The sequence below is a fragment of the Roseomonas sp. F4 genome (genome assembly GCF_053891155.1).
On the sequence record NZ_JBSSHK010000001.1, the window covers coordinates 62,188 to 85,031 of the forward strand.

Sequence of the window (22,844 nt, forward strand, 5' to 3'; positions counted from 1 at the left end):
GGCCGCGTATGACGCCGATCACCCTGCGCCGCATTGCGAACTTCAAGGCGAACCGGCGCGGCTACTGGTCGATGTGGATCTTTCTCGCGCTGTTCGTGCTGACGCTGTTCGCGGAGCTGCTGGCGAACGACAAGCCGTTGGTGGCGCGGATTGATGATCGCTGGCTGTTTCCGGCGATTGTCGGGGGTTATGCCGAGAGTGATGTGCTGCCGGACGGGCTGCCGATCACCATGGACTGGCACGACCCGGAACTGGCGAAAGAATTCGCGGAGCGGGGCGGCTGGGCGGTCTGGCCGCTGATTCCGCATCGCCACAATTCAGTGGTGCGCGACATTGGCCAGCCTTCGCCGGCGCCGCCTTCCTGGAAGAACTGGCTGGGCACGGATGACCAGAGCCGGGATGTGCTGGCGCGTGTGATCTATGGCTTCCGATTGTCGGTGCTGTTCGGATTTTCGCTGACCATTGTCAGCTCACTGGTCGGCATCGCGGCGGGGGCGGTGCAGGGGTATTATGGGGGCTGGGTCGATCTCGGCTTCCAGAGGTTCATCGAGATCTGGTCGGGCATGCCGCAGCTCTATCTGCTGATCATCCTGGCGAGCGTGCTGGAGCCCACCTTCTTCACCCTGCTGATCTTTCTGCTGCTGTTCTCCTGGATGTCGCTAACGGGGGTGGTGCGGGCGGAATTCCTGCGCGGGCGGAATCTGGATTATGTGCGGGCGGCGCGGGCGTTGGGCGTGAGCGACGTGGCGCTGATGACGCGGCACATCCTGCCGAATGCCATGGTGGCGACGCTGACCTTTCTTCCCTTCATCCTGTCGGGATCGGTCACGGTGCTGGCCAGCCTGGACTTCCTGGGGTTCGGGCTGCCGCCGGGGTCGCCCTCGCTGGGGGAACTGGTGAATCAGGGCAAGAACAACCTCCAGGCGCCCTGGCTGGCGATCACGGGGTTCTTCGTGCTGGGCGGCATGCTGACGCTGTTGATCTTTGTGGGGGAGGCGGTGCGCGATGCCTTCGATCCGCGCAAGCTGCCGGGGGGCGGGACATGACTCAGCCCTTGCTGAAGGTCGAGGATCTCTCGGTCGCCTTCGGGCCCAAGGTGGTGGTCCATGGCGTCTCCTTTACCGTCGCGCGGGGGGAGACGGTGGCGCTGGTGGGGGAGAGTGGCAGCGGCAAGTCGGTGACGGCCCTGTCCTGCCTGCGCCTGCTGGCTGGCGCGGGGCATAATCCGCAGGGGCGCATCACGCTGGATGGCACGGATGTGCTGACCGCGAAGGGCGAGGATTTGCGCCGGCTGCGCGGCGGCATCGCCGGCATGGTGTTCCAGGAACCCATGACCTCCCTGAACCCACTGCACACGGTGGGTCGCCAGGTGTCGGAAGCGGTAACGCTGCACCGGAACCTGTCCGGCGACGCGCTGCGCGCGCGGGTGGTAGAACTGCTGACGCGCGCCGGCTTTCCGCAGGCGGAGGCGCGGCTGAACGCCTATCCGCACCAGCTCTCGGGCGGCCAGCGGCAGCGGGTGATGATCGCGGTGGCGCTGGCGAATGATCCCGCGCTGCTGATCGCGGATGAGCCGACCACGGCGCTGGATGTGACCATCCAGGCGCAGATCCTGGAATTGCTGGCCGATCTGAAACGGCGCCTGTCCATGGCCGTGCTGCTGATCACCCACGACCTGGCCATCGTCCGCCGCCATGCCGACCGTGTGGTGGTGATGCGGCATGGGGAGGCGGTGGAGGCCGGCCCCGTGGCTGAGGTCTTCGGCAATCCCCAGCACGACTACACGCGGATGCTGCTGGCGACCGAACCTCGCGGCCGCCCCGACCCCGTGGCACCGGACGCCCAGGAACTGCTCCGTGGCAGCCAGATAAAAGTCCATTTTCCGATCCGCCGGGGCGTGTTGCGGCGGGTCGTGGGCGAGGTGAAGGCGGTCGATGGCGTCAGCGTCGCGATCCGGGAAGGGGAGACGGTCGGGCTGGTGGGCGAATCCGGCAGCGGCAAGACCACGCTGGGCTTGGCCTTGCTGCGCCTTGAGGCCAGCGAGGGGCCGATCCACTTCGAGGGGCGCGACATCCAGGGCCTGTCCCGCGCCGCGCTGCGGCCGCTGCGCCGGCGCATGCAGATCGTCTTCCAGGACCCCTATGGCAGCCTCTCGCCGCGCATGACGGTCAGCGAGATCGTGGGCGAAGGCCTGCGGGTGCATGAAAACCTGACCCCCGCGGAATCGGCGAAGCGGGTTGCCGCGGTGCTGGAGGAGGTGGGGCTGGATGGCACCATGCTCGACCGCTACCCGCATGAATTCAGCGGCGGCCAGCGCCAGCGCATCGCCATCGCCCGCGCTTTGGTGCTGAAGCCGCGGCTGGTGGTGCTGGATGAGCCGACCAGCGCGCTGGATGTCTCGGTGCAGGCGCAGGTGGTGGATCTGCTGCGCGACCTGCAGGCGCGGCATCGCCTGGCCTATCTGTTCATCTCCCACGATCTGCGCGTCGTCCGCGCGCTGGCGCATCGCATCATCGTCCTGAAGGACGGGCGGGTGGTGGAGGAAGGGGAGGCGCAGGCGGTTGTCGGCGCACCGAAAGAACCCTACACGCGCGCGCTGATGGCGGCGGCCTTCGATCTCGCCACTGCCGGTGGGGAAGGCGTGGTGCGGGAATGAGCGAGACCGAGGAGGATGCGGTGCGGCCGCCGCTGGAGCGGCTGAAGGCGCTGCTGGACGCACAGCAGGTGAAGCTGGGCATCCATATCCGCAAGATGAATTCGCCCGGCAGCCCGGTCTACCGCTATGGCGAGAATGTCTGGCCGGCGGCGACCATCCTCGTCACCTCCTTCGCCGGTACCGCGCTGGTGCATTATTATCTCGGCGGCGCGATCCTGGCGGTGGGGTGCTGGTGGTGGCTCGCCAAGGTGCAGCCGAAGATTCGCGACGGGGTATTCGAGCGTTCCAGCATCTGGGCGTTGCAATCCGAAACACATTTCGACGCGCTCTGGGCCAAGGGCGTGCTGAGCCTTTATGCCGAATTGCCGGATGGCCGGAAGTTCGCCGCCGCGCGGCGCGATGACTGGCGGGCCTTCGCGCGGCTGGTCTATCGCGAAACACTGAGGGATGCCGCCTGACATGGCTGTGCTGCTGTCCACCAAGCCCGCCGCCATGGCGCTGTGGCGCGACGCCCTCCTGGCGGTCGACCCCAGCCTCGAAATCCGCATGTTTCCCGATGCGGGACCGGCCGAGGACATCGAGGCGGCGGTGGTCTGGACCGCGCACGACATGGCGGAGCTGCGGCGCTACCCGAATCTGAAGCTGATCGTCTCCATGGGTGCCGGCGTCGACCATCTGCTGCGGCCGCCCGGGCCGCCGCCGGGCATTCCGGTGGCGCGGCTGGTGGACCGGATGCTGACCGGCCAGATGGGTGAATGGGTGCTGCTGAACGTGCTGCGCTTCCATCGGCAGGATGCCGCGTATCGCGCGCAGCAGCGGGACCGCGTCTGGCTGGAACTGCCCGCGCCGGTCACTGCGGAAACGCCGATTGGCTTCCTGGGTCTTGGCGAGCTCGGCACGCATGCCGCCGGCCTGCTGCATGGCCTTGGCTTTCCGGTGCTCGGCTGGTCGCGGCGGCCGAAGCAGGTGGAGGGTGTTGAGACGTTCCACGGGGCGGATGGGCTGCTGACCATGGCGGCGCGCAGCCGCATGCTGGTCTGCCTGCTGCCGCTGACACCGGAAACCCGTGGGATCGTCGATTCACGCCTACTCGGCGCGCTGCCGTCTGGCGCATTTTTCATCAATGGCGCACGCGGCGGTCATGTGGTGGACGCCGACCTTCTGGCGGCGCTGAACAGCGGTCATGTCGCCGGGGCCGCGCTGGATGTGTTCCAGCCGGAACCGCTGCCGCCGGAGCATCCCTACTGGGCACATCCGCAACTGGTGATGACGCCGCACGCGGCCAGCATCACCATCCCGTCCAGCGCGGCGCCGCAGGTGGTGGACAACCTGCATCGCGCCCGCTCGGGCCAGCCCTTGCTGAATTTGGTGGATTTCAGCGCGGGGTACTGAAAAGGGCGGGGGCTTTGCCCGCCGCCATCCTCAACCCGCCTTGCGGGTCTCTTCCGGCACTTCCGTCTCACGCGCCGTCTGCTCGGCCGCCGTCATGATGCTGCGCATGTCGCGCAGGAAGGCGGCGCCCTTCAGGGTGCGCTGCACCAGCACGGAGCGGCGGTCCATCGGGTCGACCTTGCGGCGCGCCAGATCCAGCTCGCCCAGCCGGTCGAGCGCCCGGGTGATCGCCGGCTTGGAAACGTTCAGCTCCGCGGCCAGGCCGCGCACGGTATGCGGGCCGTCGGTCAGATAAACCGTCAGGAACACGCCGAGCTGGCGTGCCGAGAGGTCCGGCCCATCACGTCGCACCAGGGCGACGACGGTGTCGCGCAGGATGCCGACGAGCTGGTCGGCGGTCGCTTGATTGGCCATGTCATCCATTCCTTCTTCAGCGCGTTTGCGGCCAGACGAGGACGCCTTGCCGGCAGCCCCGTTCTTGCCTCGGACGCGCCCTACCTTGGTCTCGCCGTCCGAAGGGTGTTGCCCGGTTATGCCCTTCTGAGAGCGCCGCGAGGCAGAAAGTTCCCTTTTCATCTCGAATTCGTTACCGTCCTGTTGATGGTTTTCAAGAAACCAATTGTGTGACAGCGCCGCAAATGGCACGCGCCGCCTGGATTTCGCCGCCCTCCGGCCGTCCTGGCCGGGTCTGATCATTCCATGCGTACAAATCGACATGCGCCCATCGGACGCCCGCTGTGACGAAGTGTTGCAGAAACAAAGCTGCGACCACGGCGCCTGCCATGGGCTTCGTACTGACGTTGTTAAGGTCCGCGACGCTACTGTCTAGCCAAGAAACGTAATTTTTCATGAGCGGAAGTTGCCAGCATGTATCAAATGTCATTTTGCCAGCGGATAGAATACTTTCTGCCAGAATAGCGTCGTCGGAGAATAAAGCCGGCAGGTCCGGCCCCAGCGCCACGCGCGCCGCGCCGGTCAGCGTCGCGGCGTTGATCAGCAGGTCGGGCGACTGTTCGCAGGCATAGGTCAGCAGGTCCGCCAGAACCAACCGGCCCTCGGCGTCGGTGTTGCCGATCTCCACCGTCAGCCCCTTGCGGGTGCGAATGACATCCATCGGCCGGAAGGCGGTGCCGGAGACGCTGTTCTCCACCGCGCCCACCAGCAGCAGAAGACGGATCGGCGCCTTCGCCCGCATCAGCATCTCGGCGGTGGCGATCATCGCCGCGGCACCGCCCATGTCCTTTTTCATGCGCAGCATGCCGGCCGCCGGCTTTAGGTCCAGCCCGCCGGTGTCGAAGCACACGCCCTTGCCGCACAGCGCCACCAGCGGGCCGTCGGCCGCGCCTTCCCAGCGCAGGATGGCGATGCGCGGGCCGCGCGGGCTGCCCTGGCCGACCGCGGCCACGGCCGGGAAGCCGGCCTCCAGCGCCTCGCCCGAAACCTCCTCATAGGTCGCACCATGCGCGGCGGCGAGGCGCGCGACGGCGGCGGCCAATTCACTGGGGCCGAGCAGATTGGCGGGCTGGTTCACCAGGTCACGCCCGTTCCAGATCGCGGCGGCCTGCTGCTGTGCTGCCTCCGCCCCATCGGGCGGCACAAGCTGCGCGGCGCGGCGCGGCGGGCGGGATTTCAGCGGGGCGAAGCGATAGGCGCCGAGGCACCAGCCCAGCGTCGCCGCCGCGGCATCCGGCGCATTCTCGATATGCCAAGTCGTGCCCTCCGGCAGCGCGTAGGGCAGGGCGCCGAAGGCCCAGGGGCTGGCGGCGGCCTCCTCATCCCCACCGAGGCCCAGAACCGCCCCAGCGATCCCGTCAGGGCCCGGCAGCAGGCGAATTTCCTGCGCGCGCGCCGCGAAGCCGCCGGCTTCCAGGAAGCGGGCGGTGGCGGCGGGCAAGCGGGCCAACAGGGCGGGCAGCCCCTCCGGCGTCACCGCGATCAGCGGCAGGGTCGGGGCGGCCTCGGTCAGGCAATCCAGCATGCGGGGTCCTCGATGCGGGTGGGGCGAATGGCGGCCTGCGCGGCGCCGGAAGGCCAGCCGGACGATTTCCCTGCGCGCCCGCTTGCTGTAGGGCCAGCTTCCATGCGGATCCTGCTCTGGTACTGGGGCCGTCGCGGCGGCGGCGCCCAATTCACTCTGGGTCTGGCCCAGGCGCTCGCGGCACGGCCGGGCGTGACGCTAGACCTGTCCGTCTCGGCGCAGGGTGAATTGCTGGACAGTTTCCGGAAACTGAACGTCACGACCGACATCGTGGACACCTACAGCGATATTCCCGGTTTCGCCACCGGGCTGCTGCGGGTTCCGGCGTTGCGACGACAAATGCTGGCCCGTGCGCGCCGGGCAGATGTCGTTATTTCCGGGATGACCCATCTCTGGACGCCATTGGTCGCGCCCGCCTTGGCGAAGGCCGGCATCCCCTTCGTGCCGGTGGTGCATGATGCGGCGCCGCATCCGGGGGATTTCGCCTGGGGCTGGGATTGGCGCCTGGGGCGGGAACTGCGCGCCGCCCGTGCCGCCGTGGCCCTGTCCGACCAGGTCGCGGCCGCCCTGGCCCGGCGCGCGCCGGCCCTGCCACTGATCCGCATGCGCCTGCCGGCCCTGCTGGCCGCGCCGCCCCCGGTGCGGGTGGCGCCGGCCGCGGTTGCAACCCGGCTGCTCTTTTTCGGGCGTTTCCGGGGCTATAAGGGCCTCGACCTGCTGCGCGACGCCTTCGCGCTGCTGCGCCAATCCCATCCCGAGGTGACGCTGCGGGTGGTGGGGGAGGGGGATGCGGCGCGCCTGGCCTCCGGCCTGGCCACCCTGCCGGGGGTACGGCTGGAGTCGCGCTGGGTGGCGGAGGCCGAGATTCCCGAGCTGCTGGCCGAGTCGGATGTGGTGGTGCTGCCGTATCGGGAGGCAAGCCAGTCCGGCATCGTGCCGCAGGCGCTGGCGATGGGGCTGCCCGTGGTGGCGACGCCGGTGGGCGGGCTGACGGAACAGGTGCGGCCGGGCCGGGGTGGCGTGCTGGCCGAGGCGGTCACCGCGGAGGCTTTCGCGGAAGCGCTCGCCGGCCTGTTGCGGCCCGGGCGGCTTGATGCCTTGCGGGCGGAGGCGCGGCAGGCGGGGGCCGCGGAATCGGACTGGAACGGCGCCGCCGCCGCGCTGATCGGCGGCCTGGAATCGCTGCTTCAGTGAAGCAGCAGGATCCCGGTTGCCCATTGCAGCAGGCCGAGTGCGAAGATGACGGCGCCCAGCGAGAAGACGACCGGCGGCGGCACCGGCGTCAGGCGCAGGGCGAGAAGGGCAATCGTCACCAGCACCGCACGGCCGAATGGCGCGTCCAGCATCAGCAGACCGCCCACGGTCAGAACGGCGAACCAGACGGCTCGCGACGCCTGTAGCATCGAGGCGGTATCCCTTTCCATTTGATGGATGTTTCTGGCCCATGCCGGCACCGGCGGCAAGCGAGCGCCGCTTGATCCGCGCGAATCCACATGCGAGACATCGCGTATCGCGCGAAACCATGCCGCATCGCCAGATGCCGGCTATCTGGGGAAAACGCCCGCTTGAGCCAGTCTCCCCTGCACCGAATCGCCATGCTTCTGCCGCAGTTTCGTCGACTGGTGGAAAGCCGCAATGCCGCTCTTCACGATCGCGCGCGGCTGGAAAAGGCCCTGCACGGCCTAGAGGCGCGGCTGGAGCCCATGCAGCAGGCCCATCAGGACCTGGCGGCCCAGGGTGATGCGCGCGTCGAGCAGGCGCTTTCCATGGTGCGGGCCGAATACACGGTGCTGCCGCGCTTCGGCTTCCACCAGCCGCTGGACTACGACCAGGACAGCCTGCCCCCGCATTTCGACCCGCCGGTGACCCTGGACGGGGAGGTGCTGCCGCTGCCCGCCCCCGCCGATCGCTTTGGCTACCCGGCGGATGACGCGCTGTATCTGCATATGGGCGGGCTGGATGCGGCGATCGTGCGCGGCGCCATCTCCCGGCATCTGGGCTCACCGCGCGATCTGGCGCTGCTCGATTTCGGCTGTTCCTCCGGTCGCGTGCTGCGGCATTTCGAGGCGGAGCGTCAGGCGCAGGGCTGGCGGCTGCACGGCGTGGATATTCAGGCGCGGCCCATCGAATGGCTGCGCCTGCATTTCCCGCAGCACTACACGGTCAGCACCGGCACGGTGCAGCCGCATCTGCCCTTCGAGGATAACAGCCTCGATGTGATCTACGGTTTCAGCGTCTTCACCCACATCAAATATCTGTGGGACATGTGGCTGCTGGAATTGCGGCGGGTGCTGAAGCCGGGCGGGCTGTTGGTGCAGACGATCCACACCGAGAATGCCTGGGCCTTCTACCATCGCAACCGGGAGGAAGCCTGGGTGAAGCGGGCGCATTCCGCCCGGATGACACAGACCGCCACCATGGATGTGGACTGGTTCCACCATGGCGACATCGCCGTCAGCCAGGCCTTCTGGAAGGCCGATGTCGCGCGCCGCAATTGGGGCCGCTACCTGGAGGTGCTGGAGCTGCTGCCGCCCCAGCACGACATGTCCTTCCAGGATGTGATGATCTGCCGCAAACCGGCGCGCTGAGGCGCCGGCCTACAAAACGAACGGTTCCGGCGGGTTGTTGGCCGAGAGCGGCGGCACATCCAGCTCGTGGATGCCGCCGACGCCGAAGCCGACCCACTCGGTGCCGGTCCAGGCATATTCATACTCGTTGCCGATACCCCATTCGCTGGCCGCCTGTCCGTTCTGGCCCCAGGACCGCGTCGGCAGCCAGCGGTTGCTGTTGCCGTCATAGTAATCGGTGATCCAAAGGGTTCCGTCGCGGATGCCGGTGGGATTGGCATGCTCCCACTTGTTGTAGATCTCGTAGTAGCCATGCGCGCCCTGTAGCCGGTCGCCGATATTGAAGCGGGCGAAATCCTCGGACAGCCAACCGGCATAGAGGTCACCGGAATTGCTGTAGAAGGCCCAGGCATAATAGCCGTCGCGCCCGACATCGACCTGGTAGATGCCGCCCTGGCCGAAGTCATCCCACTCGTTTCCATCCCAGACATAGTCGTATTCCTGACCGAGCCCGGCTTGCGTCGTCGCCTGGCCCTGCTGCCAGGCGCGGGGCTTCATCCAGGTGTTCGACTGCGCATCGCGGTAGTCGGTCACCCAGACCGTGCCTTCCGGCGCCGCATTCTGGGACCAGCCGGCCTTCTCATAGATGGTGTAGGTGCCGCGCGAGCCGGCGAAGCTCTGCCCCACCTGATACTGGCCGGAATCGGCCACGACATAGCCGGCATAAAGGTCGCCGCTGGTGCCGTGGGTGAAGTACCAGGAAAACCGCGCCGGCTGTTCGACACTGGCCTGCACCGTGCCGGCGCGGCCGAAATCATCCCATTCGTCGCCATCCCAGACATAGTCGAATTCCGAGCCAAGGCCGCCATAGCCCGTGGGCGCGCCGCCCTGCGCATAGGCGGAATAGCTGGTGAGTTGCTGCCGTGCGCTGGAATCGTAATAGCCACCGGTGGTCCAGACCGTGCCATTGGCGACCGCCTGCCCGCCGAGGGAGGTGGCGGCGGTGATGGTGTAGGTGCCACCGGACATGGCCAGGGTATCGCCCACGTCCCAGGCCGTGCTGTGGCTGGCGAGCCGGCCGAAATAGCGGTCGCCATTGGTCATCTGGAAGGTCCAGTCGAACAGCGAGTCCGGCGGCCGGTCGGCCTCCAGCGCGCCGCCCTGACCCACCCGCGCCCAGGTGGTGCCGGTCCAGGCGCGGTCCATCTCGCTGCCCAGCCCGGCATAGCCGGTGGGCGCGCCGCCGCCGCTTTCCAGCGTGAAGTCGATGCGCGCCGCACTGTCGTAGTAGCGGTTGGTATAGACGGTGCCGTCCAGGGCCACTTCCGACTGGCTCTGGCCGAAGGGCGTTTCCGTGAGGATGCGATACAGCCCATGGCTGGTGCGCATCGTGTCGCCGGGGTTCCAGTCCAGGCTGTCGGCCAGCAATGTGCCGTACAGCACATCGCCGCTGTTGAAGGTGAAGGTCCAGGTGAACAGGCTGCTGGCCATCGAGCTGGGGTCGGCCTGGTCGGCGCCGCCGCGGCCGAAACTGTCCCAGGCGGCGCCGTTCCAGGCGGCATCCACCTCCGACCCCATCCCCGCCAGCCCGGCCGCCGTCGCCTCGCCCAGCTGGGTCACCATCCAGCTGCCCCGGCTGTCGCGGTACCAGCCGACGGAGATCCAGCCCTCCTCCATGCCCAGCGTGCCGAGGTCGCGACCCTGCGCTTCGGCGGAGACGATGCTGTAGGTGCCATGGGCCGTGGCCAGGGTGCTGCCGACCACATAGCGCGTGGTGTCGTCCACCAGCAGGCCGCCCCAGCTATCGCCGCTATTGGCGCGGAAGGTCCAGGCGAAGATGCTGTCGCTCATCGCCGCGCGTCGATCGGGGTCGCGGGAAGGGTCATTTTGAGGCTCCACCGCCGACCCCCTAGTGCGCGGGCCGGTGCGCGCGGAGTGTGCCGCGCCGCAGTGAAACCCCGGTTAATGAGGGGCGGAGGGGAGGGCCGCGGCGGTCAGCCGCGATCCTGCGGCAGCAACTGGCCGATCCGCTCCAGCAGCGCCACGGCGGTATAGGGCTTGCCGAGGAAGTTAACCCCCTCATCCAGCCGGCCCTGGTGGATGATGGCGTTGCGAGTGTAGCCAGTGGTGAACAGCACCGGCAGGCGCGGCCGGCGGGCCAGGGCGGCCGCGGCCAGTTCGCGGCCATTCATCGGCCCGACCAGCACCACATCGGTGAACAGCAATGCGATCTCCGGATGCGCGTCCAGCAGCGTGAGGGCGGAGGGGCCGTCGGCGGCGGCGATCGGGTGGCAGCCGGCTTCCTCCAGCGCCGCCATGGCGAAGTCCCGCACCATCGCCTCATCCTCCACCACCAGCACCACCGCGCCCGGCTTGGCGTTCGGCAGCACGGTTGAGATGGGGGCGACGGGGGCGGGGGGCGTGACACCCTCCCGCAGCCGGGGCAGGTACAGCTTCACCACGGTGCCCTGGCCGACCTCGCTGTAGATCGCCGCATGGCCGTCGGACTGGCGGGCGAAGCCATAGACCTGGCTGAGGCCGAGGCCGGTGCCGCGGCCGACGGGCTTGGTGGTGAAGAAGGGCTCGAAGACCCGGCTCAGCACATCCGCCGACATGCCGGTGCCGGTATCGGTGACGCAGATCACCACATACTGGCCGGGCTCCACCTCCTCCCGCGTCGCGGCATAGGCCTCGTCCAGATGGGCATTCGCCGTCTCGATGGTCAGCTTGCCGCCGTCCGGCATGGCATCGCGTGCATTGACCGCCAGGTTCAGCAGCGACGATTCCAGCTGGTTCGGGTCGGCATGGGCGCGCCAAAGCCCGCCGGCCAGCACCGTCTCGATCTCGATATCCTCGCCCAGGGTCCGGCGCAGCAGGTCGGACATGCCGGCGACCAGCCGATTGGCGTCCACAGGCTCCGGCGCCAAAGGCTGCTGGCGGGAGAAGGCAAGCAGGCGCTGCGTCAGCGTCGCGGCGCGGTTGGCGCCTTCCGCCGCATTGTCGATGCCGCGGCGAATCCGCTCCAGCGCCGTTTCGCTGGCGGTCTCGGCGGGCAGCTCGTCCAGGCGCCGCCGCGACAAGGCCAGATTGCCGAGCACCACGGTGAGCAGGTTGTTGAAGTCATGCGCCACGCCACCGGTCAGCCGGCCCACCGCCTCCATCTTCTGCGCCTGGCGTAGCTGCGCCTCCGCCCGGTCGCGGCCGGTTGCGGCGGCGATCAGGCGCGCATTCGTCTCCGCCAGGTCGCGGGTGCGTTCGCCGACGCGGGCTTCCAGCAGGTCGTTCAGCCGCCGCAGCTCCTCCTCCCGCCCCCGGATGGTGCGGGCGGCCTCGGCCAGCGCGACGGCGGTTTCCGAGACTTCCCGGATGCCACTCGGCACCGGCGCCAGGGCCTGGCCATGGCCGAGGGCCGCGGCCTCCGCCGCCAGGCGGCGCAGGGGATTGGCGATGCGATGGCCGAGCAGCAGCGCGATGGTCAGCGACAGCGCCGCCACCATGGCGCCGAAGCCGCCAAGCAGCAGCAGGGTGCGGTGCAGCGGCATGTTCAGCGTGGCCATCGGCACGCCCACCGCCACCCGCCAGTCGGCGAGGCTGGGGCGGGCATAGGTGCCGAGCACCGGCGTGCCGTCGGCGGTCATGCCGCGCCAGCTTCCCTCCTGCCCCGTGGTGGCGGCGCGCAGATCGGCGGTGGCGCCACGGCCGACGAAATCCTGGTGGCGCGTGTTGCGCGCCAGGATGGTGCCCCGGCCATCCACCACGGCGAGCGTCCAGCCCCCCGGCGCCTGACGGTCCTTCAGCACCTGGCGGATACGCTCGGCCGGTGTGCTGAGGCTGAGGAACAGCGGGCCGTCCTGCCCTGGCACCATGATGCCGTTCGGCATCTCCACGGCGAACATTGGCACGGGATGGATCATGCCCTGGAACAGGTCGGTCACCACCAGCCGGTCCCGCCCGGGCTGGGGCAGCGGCAGGGGCGAGGTCTCCGGCAGCGGATCACCTGGCCTCAGCCAGGCATTGGCCAGCACCCGCCCCTGCGCATCGCGCAGCACAGCCGCCATGCCGAGCCGCAGCCGCGCTTCCAGCGCCTGCGCCTGGAAGCCCGCCACGTCGCCGGCGCGCAGCTGCGGCGAGAGTGCCAGCAGGTTCAGCGTGGCAGCCAGCCCGGCCAGTTCGCGATCCACCGCCAGGGCGACGGCGCGGGCGGTGTTCAGCGCCTCATCCTCCAGCCGGCTGCGCTGCGCCTCGGTGAAGCGATAGGCGAGGATGGTGACGAAGATCAGGATCGGCAGCAGCAGCGCGGCCGCGAACAGTACGAGCTGGCGACGTACCGGTTGCCCCATGCGGTGGCGCGGCTTGTCCGGCGACAGCGGGCGGGGCGCGACGGTGTCCAACAGGCGAGGCTCTCCGGAGCGGGCGGCTTCGAGGGCAGACAGGCGGGTTCAGCCGTATCGTCAGCCGGCGGCGCGGCGAGGACGCCTCCCATGCCCCGCCGAACGGCTCGCGACAAGGGTGGTGCCCGAGAATGGCTGGTATCTGGCGCGGCGCATCGCCATGTAAATCCCCCGTTTGTCCTGTCGTGCCCGCCCCCGCCGATGAGGACCGCCCGATGTCGCACCCCAGCCAGCCCTTCCCCGTGCTTCCCGCCCCGCGCTGGGACGGGCGCCGCGTGCTGTTCGAGGTTGTGGACGATGCGCGGCTGATCCCCTGCGCCATCTCGATGAACGCGTTGCAGGACCTCAGCGAGATCCGCCGCTTCAAGCCGGCCGATCTAATGAAGTGTTTCGCCGCCGTGCGTCCGCGAATCGAGGCGCTGGCGCTGGACAAGCACCGCGCGCGCGCCGAAGGGGCGATCGGGCTGCTGACCATCTGGTCCGAAGATATCGAGGACGCGCCCCCAGGCCTGTGATCTGATGCCCGACGTCGTGCCCACCGCCTGAACCCGATCAAGGACGACGACCATGGCCAAGGGCCAGATGCGCTCCAATCGCGAGACCAAGAAGCCCAAGGCCGCGAAGAAGCCGGAGGCCGCCGCGGCCTCCCCCTTCACGCGCGAGCCGACCAAGAAGGCGCCGCCGGCCAAGCCCGACAAGGGCTGACTTCCCGCGGCCACCGCCTGTGCCATGATCGGCGCGCATCGTGCGGAGGCCTGCCCATGGAGACGCTGATCCTCGAACCCGGCTGGATCTGGGACGCGCAGGACGGTTTGCGCGGCGGGCGTTTCGTGGTGGTGCAGGACGGCCGCATCGGCGATGTGGTGACGCAGCGCCCGACCATGGAGGCCGCACGCATCAGCCTGCCGGATGGGCTGCTGCTGCCGGGCTTCGTCAATCTGCACAACCACGCCTTCAGCGCGCCGCTGTTCCGCGGCCTGGCCGATGACATCGGGGATGGCGAGCTGCCCGGCGACATCGTCTATTCTCTGCTGATGCCGCTGGGCGACATCGCGGCCGAGGTGCTGGACGAGGAGGCCATCGGCGACGTCGCGGAGATGGCGCTGCTGGAGACGCTGAAGGGCGGGTCCACCACCATCATGGATGTCTGGCGGCTGCAGCAGGCCCCCTTCATCGCACGCGGCCGCCGGCTTGGCCTGCGGACCTATTCTTGCCCCTACCTGTTCTCCACGCCGAAGATGGATATGGGGCCCGACGGCAAGCCGGTGACGGCGCCGGAGGCGGCCGATACCGGCTTCGACCGGGTGATGCAGCTTTTTGCGGAATACGACGAAGGGCCGCGCGGCCGCACCCGCGTCGGCTTCGGGCCGCATGGCCTGGATACCTGCACGCCCGAATTGCTGGCCCGCATCCGCGACACGGTGGACGAGATCGGCTGCCCGCTGACCATCCATGCGGCGCAGAGCCAGGTGGAGCTCGACATCGTGCGCGCCCGCTATGGCAAGTCACCCATCGAGCACATCCGCGACCTCGGCCTGCTGCGCCCCGGCACGGTGCTGGCGCATTGCGTGATGGCCACCGATGACGAACTGGCGATGATCCGCGACCACGGCGCCGCCGTCGCCTCCTGCCCCTACGCCTTTTCCCGCTTCGGCGTCGCGGTGCCCTTCGCGCGATTCCTCGATGCCGGGATCAGGCTCGGCGTCGGCACGGATGGCGTGGGGCTGGACATGGTGGCGGAGCTGCGGGCCGCGGCGCTTTTGGCGAAAGTGCAGGCCGGGCGCGGCGGCATTGCGAGCGGGGAGGCGATGCTGCGCGCCGCCACGGCCTCGGGCGCCGCCGCCATCGGGCGCGACGATCTCGGCACGCTGGCGGTCGGCGCCACGGCGGATCTGCTGCTGTTCGACCTGTCCGGCGCCCGCTACCAGCCGGTGTGGAATCCCTTGCAGGCGCTGCTGACCAATGGCGTGGCGGCGGACCTGCACACGATGCTGGTGGATGGCCGGCCGCTGATCCGCGATCGCGTGGTGCAGGGCGTGGACGAGGCTGCCATCGTGCGCCGTGGCGCCGGTGCGATTCGCAAGGTGTGGGAGGAGGCGCGGCGGCTGGGCCGGGTGCCGGCGGGGATTCTGGGGCGGGCGGCCTAGCACCTCCCCCGCCGAGCGGGGGAGGGCTTGCGGCAATCAGCCGCGCGCGATGGCGACCTGGGCCTTGGCGGCGGTCAGCATCAGGCCGCTGTCGTTCATGATGGTCGCCAGGTTGAAGCCCCGCTCGAACATCTCCTTCGAATAGGCGCCGGTCATGGTGTGGATGCCCACCTTCACGCCATGCGCATGGGCAGTGGTGCGGATCTTGTCCAGCACCGCCAGGAACTCCGGCTCCCGCCGATCCTGCAGGGGCGCCATGCCGAGCGACAGGCTGAGGTCGGACGGGCCGATATAGATGGCGTCCACGCCGGGGACGGAGACGATGGCTTCCAGATTGTCGAGCGCCGTCTTGGTCTCGATCATCGGGATGACCAGCACGTCCTCATTCGCCGCATTGGTATCGGCCGCGGCGCCATACATGCCGGAGCGGATCGGGCCGAAGCTGCGCGTGCCCTTGTTCGGATAGCGGCAGTAGGACACCAGGGCGCGGGCCTCGGCTTCCGTGTTCACCATCGGGCAGATCACGCCCTTGGCCCCGCCATCCAGCACCTTGCCGATGATGCCCGGCTCGTTCCACGGCACGCGGACCATGGGGGTGACGCCATGCGGCTGCATGCCCTGGAAGCAGGCGACCATGGACATGTAGTCCTGCACGCCATGCTGGATATCGACGGTCAGGCTGTCCCAGCCGGCCAGGGCCATGACTTCCGCGGTGAAGCCACTCGGGATGGCAAGCCACCCGTTGACCACGGGCTTGCCTGCTGCCCAGGCTGCCTTGACGCCATTTGCCATCTTATCCGTTCCCCCTTGGGTGGTTGTATGATGACTCGACGCTAGGCGCGCGCCGCCAGGGCGTCAACGCGCCGGGCGCGGCTTTGCGAGGCGGCGCCGCGCATGGCAGGTTGGACCCAGGGCGCGGAACAGCCCGTGCCGCCGGAGCTTTGCATGAACACCCTGTCCCCCCGCCCGGTGGATGCCGTGATCGCGGCCGCCAGCGCCTTCCTGGGCGAACGCATGACGATCAACGCCGCGATCCGCGAGCAGCACAGCCATGGCGAGGACAGTTCCACGCCGACCCTGCCGGATGCCGTCGCCTTCGTCGAAACGACCGAGGAGGTCAGCCGCCTGCTGGCGCTCTGCCACCAGCATGGCGTGCCGGTGGTGCCCTTTGGCGCCGGCACCAGCCTGGAAGGCCATGTGAACCCCGTCCGCGCCGGCATCAGCCTGGACCTGTCGCGGATGACCGCGATCCTGGAAGTGAACGAGCAGGACATGGACTGCCTGCTGGAACCGGGTGTCACCCGCCAGCAATTGAACGAATATCTGCGGGACAAGGGCCTGTTCTTCCCGGTCGACCCCGGCAGCCACTGCACCCTGGGCGGCATGGTCGCCACCCGCGCCTCCGGCACCAATGCCGTCCGCTACGGCACGATTCGCGAGAATACGCTGGGGCTGGAGGTGGTGCTGGCGGATGGCCGGGTGATCACCACCGGCGGCCGCACCCGCAAGGCGGCCAATGGCTACGATCTGACCCGGCTGTTCATCGGCAGCGAGGGCACGCTCGGCGTCGTCACCAAGGTCCGCCTGCGCCTGACCGGCATCCCGGAGGCGATGAGCTCGGCCGTGGTGCAGTTCCCGACCCTGGCCGGCGCGGTGGAAAGCACCATCCAGGTCATGCAGCTCGGCATCCCCGTGGCGCGGATCGAGCTGCTGGACGACGACATGATGGCCGCCTCCATCGCCTTCTCGAAGCTCGAGGGTTTTGCGCCGCTCACCACCCTGTTCCTCGAATTCCACGGCACCGAGGCCGGGGTGAAGGAACAGGCCGAGATGGTCGAGGCGATCACCACCGAAAACGGTGGCAGCGGCTTCCGTTGGGCCACCGATCCCGCCGAACGGGCAAAACTGTGGAAGGCGCGGCATGACAGCTACTGGGCGGGCGTCGCCTGGAAGCCTGGCCGTCGCGCGCTGACCACCGATGTCTGCGTGCCGATCTCCCGCCTGGCGGAAGCGCTGGTGGGCGCCAAACAGGAAGCGACCGAACTCGGCCACACCACCTGCATCGTCGGCCATGTCGGCGACGGCAATTTCCATCAGATGATCCTCTACAATCCGGAGGACCCGAAGGGCCTGGAAGGCGCCTGGGATATGGACCGGCGCGTGGTGGCGCGCGGCCTGTCGCTCGGCGGCACCTGTTCCGGCGAACATGGCATTGGCCTCGGCAAGCGCGAATTCCTGGAGACGGAACATGGCGCGGAGGCGCTGGCCGTGATGCGCAGCCTGAAGGCGACGCTCGACCCCAAGGGCATCATGAATCCGGGCAAGATGTTCCGGAATTAGGGGATGATCCGCGCGGCCACCGGGATCGCGGTGCCGATCCTGGTGCTTTGCCTCGGCCATGTCTTCTCCAACGCCGTGCGGACCATCCCCGCCATGGCGGCGGATGTGCTGATGCGCGACCTCGGCCTGACGGCGGAGGCACTGGCCCAGATCACCGGCGCCTTCCCGCTGGCCTTCGCCGTGGTGATGATCCCGGTCGGCATTGCGCTCGACCGCTTTGGCGTGAAGCGCGTGGCGCTGGGCCTGCTGACGGTGGCGGGCTGCGGCGCGGTGCTGGGGGCCATGGCGACCGGGCCCTGGTCCATGCTGCTCGCCCAGATCGTCCTCGGGGCCGGCTGTTCCGGCATGCTGATGTGCCCCATCACCTTCGCCGCGCGGGGCCTGTCCACCGCGCGCTTCGCCGTCTGGTCCGGGCTGATCCAGGCGCTGGGCAATACTGGCATGCTGCTCTCGGCCAGCCCGCTGGCCCTGCTGGTGGAGGCCTTGGACTGGCGCGCCGGCTTTCTGGCCTGTGCCGGCATCGCCGCCTTGGCCCTGCCCCTTGTGGCGCTGCTGGTGCCGGGTGACCGGCCGGAGGCCGTCCCCGCCCGCAGCCTGGGCGCCGATCTGCGGGAGGTGGCGCGAATGGCCGCCCAGCCGGCGCTGCGCGGCGTCATGGTCTTTGTCTTTGCCTCCTTCGCCGCGGTGCTAGGCCTGCGCGGGCTGTGGGGCGGGCCCTGGCTGATGGAGGGCAAGGGGCTGGACCGGGTGGCGGCGGGCAATGTGCTGCTGGCCTGCACCGTGGCGCTGACCATCGGGCCGCTGCTGGCGGGTCTGGTGCTGCGCCGCGTCGGCCATGCCCGGGCGCTGATGGCCGGCAGCCACCTGGCCTGCGCCGGCTTCATCCTGCTGATCGTCGGCGGCGGGCCGGGCGGCTGGCTGGCCGCGATGCTCGGCCTGCCGATGCTGCCGGTGGCCTGGGATGCGGTGCTGCTGGTGCTGTTCGGCGGCATCATCTCCTTCCAGGTTCTGGCCTTTTCCATCGTGCGATCGGCGGTGCCGCCGGAACAGGCGGGCCGGGCGCTCTCCGCCGCCAATCTGTTCTTCTTCTCCGGCGCGGCGGTGTTCCAGGCGCTGTCGGGGGCCATGGCCGGCTGGGGCGGACCCTCGGCGGCCTTGACCACTTTTGCGGTGGGGCTGCTGGTCTGCACCCTCGGCTTCATGGCGCTGCGGCCGCGATGAGGCGGCGCGGGCTGATCCTGGCGGGGGTTGCCGCGCTGGCGGCGCGCCCGGCGCTGGCGCAGGCGCCGCAGAACTTGCCGCGCAGCGCCCTCGGCGTGGAGGCCGGGCGGCAGGTCAGCTTTCTGGCGCGGGAGGTCGGCGGCCCCGGGGCCTGGATGCTGGCCGGCAGCGCGCTCGATGCGCGGCACACGCCATGGTCCAGCTTCAAGATCCCCAACCTGCTGATCGCGCTGGAAAGCGGCATCGCCGGCGATCTCGCCGCGGCCCGGCGCTGGGACCCCGCCCGCCGACCCGCCGCGCCGTACTGGCCGGCCGCCTGGCGCCGGGACCAGACCTTGGGTGAGGCCTTCCGGGCCTCCACCGTCTGGTACTTCCAGGACCTGGCACGGCAGGTCGGCACGGCCCGCTACCGCACCACGCTGGCGCGCTGGGGCTATGGCAATGCCGCGGTGCCGGAGGGCTCTGACCGTTTCTGGCTGGATGGCACGCTGCGGATTTCGGTGCGGGAACAGGTGGCCTTCCTGGCTGCGCTGCTGGAAGGCCGTCTCGGCGTCGCGCCCGCCAGCCTGGCAGCGCTGGAGGAAGCGGGCTTGGCCGGCGTCGCACCCGGCCTGACGCTGCACGGCAAGACCGGTGCCGGCCCGCGCCGCCCCGGGCCGGGCGCGGAGGGCTGGTATGTGGGCTTCCTGCGGCGCGACGCCGCGCCGCCTGTGGCCTTCGCGCTGCACACCCAGGCGCCCGACCTGGCCGCCTTGCGCGACTTCCGGCGCGACGCGGCGCTGCGGTTGCTGGGTGCGGCCGGGCTGCTGCCGGCGGGCTTCCCGCAGCCGTAACTTTCCGCCCGGCCCGCCGGGCTGATAGCCTGCGGCCGACAGCGGAGGGTCTTCCCATGCTGAGACTGGTCGGTCTGTTGGCGGTGCTGGCGGGTGTCGCGCTGCTGGGCCATTGGCTGCTGGTGCAGGGTACGGGTGTGCAGGGGGAGGTGGGCCGCCTCGCCACCCGAAGCTGCGCCGCCTGCCATTGAGGGCGGGGTGCCGCGGCGCACTCTCCTGCGTTAGGATCGCGCGGCAGAAGGAGCCCCCGCATGCTGCGCAGCCTATTGGTCGCTTTGGATGACACGCCCGGTGCCAAGGCGGCCCAGAATGCCGCCTTCGCTCTGTCCCGCCGCAGCGGCGCGGCGATGACTGCCGCCGTGGTGCTGGACCGGCCGCATACCGAGAGCGAGCACGAATTCGTCCCGATCGGCGGCGCCGCCTTCAAGGCGAAGCGCGACGCCGCGCTGGTGAAGCGGGCGCGGGAAGATGCGGCGCTGGCACTGGCCGATTGTGCTGCCGCCGCCGCCGGCCACCCCTATGCCGAGCTGCAATTGGAAGATGCGCCGGAAGCCGCCCTGCTGCGCGCCGGCGCCACCCACGACCTGCTGGTGATCGGCCGCGACAGCACCCTGGGCCTGGAAGCCACGGAGGATGGCGTGGCGCCGGTGATCGAGCGCCTGCTGATGGACGGCGCCCGCCCGCTGCTGGTCATCCCACCCGAATCGGCGCCGGCCGAAGGCCCGGTGCTGGTCGGCTACGATGCCTCCATCCCTGCCATGGCGGCGCTGCAACTCTTTGCCCTGCTGGGCCTGGCCGAGGGCGCGCCGGTGCGCGTCGCCTCCGCCGCCGAGGACCGAGCCGCGGCGCTGGCGATGGCGGAGGAGGGCTGCGCCTATCTGCGCCATCACGGGCTGGAGGCAACGCCGCTCGCCATGGTGGGCGACCGCCCGGCCGATCTGCTGCTGGCCGAGGCCGAGGGGCTTAGCGCGCGGCTGCTAGTGGTGGGCTCCTTCGAGGAAAGCGGCCTGCGCCGGCTGTTCACGGGCAGCGCCACGCATGAACTGCTGCGCCGCGCCCGCTGCCCCGTCTTCATTCACCACTGATCAAAAAAGGCATTATGTACTTGGCGAATACGAGCCGTTTATCGTCGCGCGTGAAGTGCCGTGACGTGGCGTCGCACATCTGTCAGCCGCGGTGCGCCTGCCGCGCTCAGTGCCTCATCGGCCTCCTGTACCTTTGCGTCTGTCCAATGCTTTGAAACTTCAAGGCAATCGGCAACAGCCATTCGGACACCGGCAAGGGCGCGCTTGGGCGCCCTCTCAGCCATCCTGGCCAGAACACGCATTGGATGAACTTCAGGCGGCACAGGCTTGCCGTCGGTCATGTAGCGGTCGAAGAACGCCTCCAGGAAGAGCGCAAGGGCCTTCGCTTCCTCACGCTCTTGCGCCAACGCATCCGTCCGAGACGCTTTCAACCGCCAGGCTTTCGCGTCTTTGAATTGTCAGGTGTTGATGCCGCTCTCAGTTGATCCAGATGCTGCTTCTGATGCCCGATCACGGCCAGCTTAGCGCGGAAGGCGTCCTCGCCTTCATCGGCGCCGATAGCGCGAGCGGCGGCAGCAAAACTGCCCGCCTGATCGTCTATTTTGGCGCATTCAGTCATGATCGCGTTCCACTTGCTTGAGCGCGTCAACCGTTGGCGGGGTCGGGAAACCGGCCCCGCTTTGTGTTCAGACCATGATTCGTCTGATTTTGCTTGTCAATTGCGTTCTTTAGCGCGCTCGACCAACTGGCTGTTTGTAAGTCAGCCGCTTGCCGACAATGCGCGGAGTGCGCCCGCTGTCCTGACCGCGTCATTTACGCCCAACTTCCTCCGGTTGTTGTAGCGGAAGTCGAATTCCGCGACGTAGCGGTGCAGATGCTTGGCAGCGCAGTGCTGATAGACGCCCTTCATGCGGCGTTTGAACACGCTGAGTCGCGGCACTGCCGCGACGCCTGGGGCTGGTTGGGTGAGTGGTAGTGCCTGCCTCACCCCGGCCGGTGAAGCACCGCCGGGGTCCGCGTCACCGTCCGGCGGCCGCGCTTGAAGGCGTCCAGCACCGGCGCGAAGCTGCGCAGCGCATCCACCTCATCCGTCGCATCCACCACCACCAGATCGGCCGGCGCGCCTTCGCGGATGCCGTAATCGTCCTGCCGCAACAACCGGGCGGAGCTGTCGGTGATCATCGACCACACGGCCCGCACATCCGCCGGATTGCCGCGCTGGATGATGTTGGCATAGGTGCTCGCTTGCCGGATCAACTGCCCGTCGCCAAACGGCGTGAAGGGGTTCTGGATATTGTTGGAGGAGATCGAGCAGACCACGCCCGATTCCACCAGCCGGTTCGCATCCACCACGCTGCGCGGCACGTCGGCATCCCTGTGGCGCCCGCCGAGATAGAGGTCCGTCGCCGGCAGCACCGTCAGCGCCACACCGGCATCCGCCATGCGCTTCGCCACCACATCCACATCCGCCGGCTTCATGGTGGACAGCTTGGTGACATGGCCGATGGCGACGCGGCCGCCCCAGCCATATTGCTCCGTCAGATCGCAGACCAGATGCGTGTCGAGATCGTCGCCGCTGATGCCGCTGTCGAGATGCATGTCGATGTCGACGTCGAATTCGCGCGCCATCTCGAACACCCGGCGGATCTGCGCGGCGCGGTCGCTGTCGTAGTTCGGCGCGGCGCCGACCACCTTCGCGCCCGCGCGTAGCGCGGCGACCATCAGCTCGTCGGTGCCGGGATTGTTGGTCAGGCCTTCCTGCGGCATCACGCAGATCTCGACATCGACGGCCCAGGCGTAGCTGTCGATCAGCGCCTTCACACCCTCGAAGAAGCGCAGGCCGATGCGCGGGTCGACCTCCACATGGGTGCGCATCCGCGTGCAGCCGTGCAGCACGCATTTCTCCAGCGTCGCGGCGGCCCGCGCCGTCACATCCTCCACCGTGATCTGCGGCTTGATGGCGGAGACGCGCTCCATTGCCAGATGCGGGAAGCGCGTGGTCTCGCAGTCGCAGCGGTTGAACAGGCAGGATTTGTCGAGGTGGATGTGGGTTTCCACGAAGCCCGCGCAGACCAGCCGGCCCTGGCCCTGCACCTGTTCCCGCGCCGAACCCTCCAGCCGCGGCGCCAGGGCGGCGATGCGGCCGCCCTGCACGCCGATGTCCATCAACGGGTCAGTTGCAGCCGAATGAGGCAGCCGGACCTGGTGGAGCAGAAGGTCGAATTCCATGCGGGGTCTCCGTAAGCGAGCGGGGGCGGCGAATCAGGCGCCTTCATCCTCTACGGCACCGGCTT

Annotated in this window: 22 protein-coding genes and 1 pseudogene; 15 read left to right on the forward strand and 8 right to left on the reverse strand. The window is 69.0% G+C overall.

What is annotated here, in order from left to right; all coding sequences use genetic code 11:
• The first annotated feature begins 8 nt into the window (after positions 1-8).
• From ACVFYP_RS00290 to ACVFYP_RS00305, 4 genes are read left to right on the forward strand one after another with little or no spacing between them, the layout of a single operon-like run.
• Positions 9-1,046, forward strand: a complete 1,038-nt coding sequence (locus ACVFYP_RS00290) for an ABC transporter permease (protein WP_499198119.1) — start codon at positions 9-11, stop codon at positions 1,044-1,046.
• Positions 1,043-2,656: an ABC transporter ATP-binding protein gene (locus ACVFYP_RS00295; protein WP_499198120.1), complete on the forward strand. Its 1,614-nt coding sequence runs from the start codon at positions 1,043-1,045 to the stop codon at positions 2,654-2,656. The genes ACVFYP_RS00290 and ACVFYP_RS00295 overlap by 4 nt, the downstream gene beginning before the upstream one ends.
• Complete coding sequence (locus ACVFYP_RS00300; protein ID WP_499198121.1) at positions 2,653-3,114, forward strand: hypothetical protein; 462 nt, start codon at positions 2,653-2,655, stop codon at positions 3,112-3,114. Before ACVFYP_RS00295 ends, ACVFYP_RS00300 begins: the two co-directional genes overlap by 4 nt.
• Before the next feature lies 1 nt (position 3,115).
• A complete protein-coding gene (locus tag ACVFYP_RS00305; protein WP_499198122.1) occupies positions 3,116-4,048 on the forward strand; it encodes a 2-hydroxyacid dehydrogenase in 933 nt (310 codons plus the stop codon).
• A gap of 30 nt (positions 4,049-4,078) precedes the next feature.
• Here ACVFYP_RS00305 and ACVFYP_RS00310 read toward each other — a convergent pair whose 3' ends face one another.
• Together ACVFYP_RS00310 and ACVFYP_RS00315 are read right to left on the reverse strand one after the other, a co-directional pair.
• Positions 4,079-4,462 carry a MarR family transcriptional regulator gene (locus ACVFYP_RS00310; RefSeq protein ID WP_499198123.1) on the reverse strand — a complete coding sequence of 128 codons (384 nt, stop codon included), beginning with the start codon at positions 4,460-4,462 and terminating at the stop codon, positions 4,079-4,081.
• A 193-nt stretch (positions 4,463-4,655) separates the two neighbouring features.
• Positions 4,656-6,026 carry a leucyl aminopeptidase family protein gene (locus ACVFYP_RS00315; RefSeq protein ID WP_499198124.1) on the reverse strand — a complete coding sequence of 457 codons (1,371 nt, stop codon included), beginning with the start codon at positions 6,024-6,026 and terminating at the stop codon, positions 4,656-4,658.
• Between the two features lie 102 nt (positions 6,027-6,128).
• Here ACVFYP_RS00315 and ACVFYP_RS00320 point away from each other — a divergent pair, with 102 nt between their 5' ends.
• A complete protein-coding gene (locus tag ACVFYP_RS00320) occupies positions 6,129-7,220 on the forward strand; it encodes a glycosyltransferase family 4 protein (RefSeq protein WP_499198125.1) in 1,092 nt (363 codons plus the stop codon).
• Here the strand turns inward: ACVFYP_RS00320 and ACVFYP_RS00325 are convergent.
• Complete coding sequence (locus ACVFYP_RS00325) at positions 7,214-7,450, reverse strand: hypothetical protein (protein WP_499198126.1); 237 nt, start codon at positions 7,448-7,450, stop codon at positions 7,214-7,216. The two genes, ACVFYP_RS00320 and ACVFYP_RS00325, sit on opposite strands and share 7 nt — an antisense overlap.
• Before the next feature lie 141 nt (positions 7,451-7,591).
• Here ACVFYP_RS00325 and ACVFYP_RS00330 point away from each other — a divergent pair, with 141 nt between their 5' ends.
• A complete protein-coding gene (locus ACVFYP_RS00330; protein WP_499198127.1) occupies positions 7,592-8,614 on the forward strand; it encodes a class I SAM-dependent methyltransferase in 1,023 nt (340 codons plus the stop codon).
• Positions 8,615-8,623: 9 nt separating this feature from the next.
• On the opposite strand, the gene ACVFYP_RS00335 is transcribed toward ACVFYP_RS00330, so the two are convergent.
• On the reverse strand, positions 8,624-10,444 hold the full coding sequence (locus ACVFYP_RS00335; RefSeq protein WP_499198128.1) for a hypothetical protein: 1,821 nt from the start codon (positions 10,442-10,444) through the stop codon (positions 8,624-8,626).
• 143 nt (positions 10,445-10,587) lie between these two features.
• Positions 10,588-12,984 (reverse strand): hybrid sensor histidine kinase/response regulator, encoded by a 2,397-nt coding sequence (locus tag ACVFYP_RS00340; protein WP_499198129.1) that lies wholly within the window; start codon positions 12,982-12,984, stop codon positions 10,588-10,590.
• Positions 12,985-13,199: 215 nt separating this feature from the next.
• Here ACVFYP_RS00340 and ACVFYP_RS00345 point away from each other — a divergent pair, with 215 nt between their 5' ends.
• The 3 genes from ACVFYP_RS00345 to ACVFYP_RS00355 are packed head-to-tail and all read left to right on the forward strand — an operon-like array spanning position 13,200 to position 15,131.
• On the forward strand, positions 13,200-13,499 hold the full coding sequence (locus tag ACVFYP_RS00345) for a DUF1488 family protein (RefSeq protein ID WP_499198130.1): 300 nt from the start codon (positions 13,200-13,202) through the stop codon (positions 13,497-13,499).
• Positions 13,500-13,551: 52 nt separating this feature from the next.
• Entirely contained in the window at positions 13,552-13,689 is a 138-nt protein-coding gene (locus ACVFYP_RS00350; protein ID WP_216878220.1) for a hypothetical protein, read from the forward strand.
• A gap of 56 nt (positions 13,690-13,745) precedes the next feature.
• On the forward strand, positions 13,746-15,131 hold the full coding sequence (locus tag ACVFYP_RS00355) for an amidohydrolase family protein (protein WP_499198131.1): 1,386 nt from the start codon (positions 13,746-13,748) through the stop codon (positions 15,129-15,131).
• 36 nt (positions 15,132-15,167) lie between these two features.
• Here the strand turns inward: ACVFYP_RS00355 and ACVFYP_RS00360 are convergent, their stop codons facing one another.
• Positions 15,168-15,923 carry an HpcH/HpaI aldolase family protein gene (locus ACVFYP_RS00360; RefSeq protein WP_216873081.1) on the reverse strand — a complete coding sequence of 252 codons (756 nt, stop codon included), beginning with the start codon at positions 15,921-15,923 and terminating at the stop codon, positions 15,168-15,170.
• A 153-nt stretch (positions 15,924-16,076) separates the two neighbouring features.
• Here ACVFYP_RS00360 and ACVFYP_RS00365 point away from each other — a divergent pair, with 153 nt between their 5' ends.
• The 6 genes from ACVFYP_RS00365 to ACVFYP_RS00390 all read left to right on the forward strand — a co-directional run bounded on the left by ACVFYP_RS00365 (position 16,077) and on the right by ACVFYP_RS00390 (position 21,190).
• Positions 16,077-17,471, forward strand: a complete 1,395-nt coding sequence (locus tag ACVFYP_RS00365) for an FAD-binding oxidoreductase (RefSeq protein ID WP_499199517.1) — start codon at positions 16,077-16,079, stop codon at positions 17,469-17,471.
• Positions 17,472-17,474: 3 nt separating this feature from the next.
• Positions 17,475-18,692, forward strand: a complete 1,218-nt coding sequence (locus ACVFYP_RS00370) for an MFS transporter (RefSeq protein WP_499198132.1) — start codon at positions 17,475-17,477, stop codon at positions 18,690-18,692.
• Complete coding sequence (locus ACVFYP_RS00375) at positions 18,689-19,525, forward strand: penicillin-binding transpeptidase domain-containing protein (RefSeq protein WP_499198133.1); 837 nt, start codon at positions 18,689-18,691, stop codon at positions 19,523-19,525. Before ACVFYP_RS00370 ends, ACVFYP_RS00375 begins: the two co-directional genes overlap by 4 nt.
• 56 nt (positions 19,526-19,581) lie before the next feature.
• Entirely contained in the window at positions 19,582-19,716 is a 135-nt protein-coding gene (locus ACVFYP_RS00380; RefSeq protein ID WP_499198134.1) for a hypothetical protein, read from the forward strand.
• Between the two features lie 60 nt (positions 19,717-19,776).
• Positions 19,777-20,610 (forward strand): universal stress protein, encoded by an 834-nt coding sequence (locus tag ACVFYP_RS00385; protein ID WP_499198135.1) that lies wholly within the window; start codon positions 19,777-19,779, stop codon positions 20,608-20,610.
• A 421-nt stretch (positions 20,611-21,031) separates the two neighbouring features.
• Entirely contained in the window at positions 21,032-21,190 is a 159-nt protein-coding gene (locus tag ACVFYP_RS00390) for a hypothetical protein (RefSeq protein ID WP_499198136.1), read from the forward strand.
• An 88-nt stretch (positions 21,191-21,278) separates the two neighbouring features.
• Here ACVFYP_RS00390 and ACVFYP_RS00395 read toward each other — a convergent pair.
• Positions 21,279-21,478 (reverse strand): annotated as a pseudogene (locus ACVFYP_RS00395) (transposase); the annotation flags it as partial.
• A gap of 56 nt (positions 21,479-21,534) precedes the next feature.
• Positions 21,535-22,779 carry an amidohydrolase family protein gene (locus ACVFYP_RS00400; RefSeq protein WP_499198137.1) on the reverse strand — a complete coding sequence of 415 codons (1,245 nt, stop codon included), beginning with the start codon at positions 22,777-22,779 and terminating at the stop codon, positions 21,535-21,537.
• Positions 22,780-22,844: the final 65 nt, after the last annotated feature.

What these genes read in the sequence shown, in the direction of transcription:
- ACVFYP_RS00290 (WP_499198119.1), top strand. Translation starts at nt 9, where the DNA reads ATGACGCCGATCACCCTGCGCCGCATTGCGAACTTCAAGGCGAACCGG.
- ACVFYP_RS00295 (WP_499198120.1), top strand. Translation starts at nt 1,043, where the DNA reads ATGACTCAGCCCTTGCTGAAGGTCGAGGATCTCTCGGTCGCCTTCGGG.
- ACVFYP_RS00300 (WP_499198121.1), top strand. Translation starts at nt 2,653, where the DNA reads ATGAGCGAGACCGAGGAGGATGCGGTGCGGCCGCCGCTGGAGCGGCTG.
- ACVFYP_RS00305 (WP_499198122.1), top strand. Translation starts at nt 3,116, where the DNA reads ATGGCTGTGCTGCTGTCCACCAAGCCCGCCGCCATGGCGCTGTGGCGC.
- ACVFYP_RS00310 (WP_499198123.1), bottom strand. Translation starts at nt 4,462, where the DNA reads ATGGCCAATCAAGCGACCGCCGACCAGCTCGTCGGCATCCTGCGCGAC.
- ACVFYP_RS00315 (WP_499198124.1), bottom strand. Translation starts at nt 6,026, where the DNA reads ATGCTGGATTGCCTGACCGAGGCCGCCCCGACCCTGCCGCTGATCGCG.
- ACVFYP_RS00320 (WP_499198125.1), top strand. Translation starts at nt 6,129, where the DNA reads ATGCGGATCCTGCTCTGGTACTGGGGCCGTCGCGGCGGCGGCGCCCAA.
- ACVFYP_RS00325 (WP_499198126.1), bottom strand. Translation starts at nt 7,450, where the DNA reads ATGGAAAGGGATACCGCCTCGATGCTACAGGCGTCGCGAGCCGTCTGG.
- ACVFYP_RS00335 (WP_499198128.1), bottom strand. Translation starts at nt 10,444, where the DNA reads ATGAGCGACAGCATCTTCGCCTGGACCTTCCGCGCCAATAGCGGCGAT.
- ACVFYP_RS00345 (WP_499198130.1), top strand. Translation starts at nt 13,200, where the DNA reads ATGTCGCACCCCAGCCAGCCCTTCCCCGTGCTTCCCGCCCCGCGCTGG.
- ACVFYP_RS00350 (WP_216878220.1), top strand. Translation starts at nt 13,552, where the DNA reads ATGGCCAAGGGCCAGATGCGCTCCAATCGCGAGACCAAGAAGCCCAAG.
- ACVFYP_RS00355 (WP_499198131.1), top strand. Translation starts at nt 13,746, where the DNA reads ATGGAGACGCTGATCCTCGAACCCGGCTGGATCTGGGACGCGCAGGAC.
- ACVFYP_RS00360 (WP_216873081.1), bottom strand. Translation starts at nt 15,923, where the DNA reads ATGGCAAATGGCGTCAAGGCAGCCTGGGCAGCAGGCAAGCCCGTGGTC.
- ACVFYP_RS00365 (WP_499199517.1), top strand. Translation starts at nt 16,077, where the DNA reads ATGAACACCCTGTCCCCCCGCCCGGTGGATGCCGTGATCGCGGCCGCC.
- ACVFYP_RS00370 (WP_499198132.1), top strand. Translation starts at nt 17,475, where the DNA reads ATGATCCGCGCGGCCACCGGGATCGCGGTGCCGATCCTGGTGCTTTGC.
- ACVFYP_RS00375 (WP_499198133.1), top strand. Translation starts at nt 18,689, where the DNA reads ATGAGGCGGCGCGGGCTGATCCTGGCGGGGGTTGCCGCGCTGGCGGCG.
- ACVFYP_RS00380 (WP_499198134.1), top strand. Translation starts at nt 19,582, where the DNA reads ATGCTGAGACTGGTCGGTCTGTTGGCGGTGCTGGCGGGTGTCGCGCTG.
- ACVFYP_RS00385 (WP_499198135.1), top strand. Translation starts at nt 19,777, where the DNA reads ATGCTGCGCAGCCTATTGGTCGCTTTGGATGACACGCCCGGTGCCAAG.
- ACVFYP_RS00400 (WP_499198137.1), bottom strand. Translation starts at nt 22,779, where the DNA reads ATGGAATTCGACCTTCTGCTCCACCAGGTCCGGCTGCCTCATTCGGCT.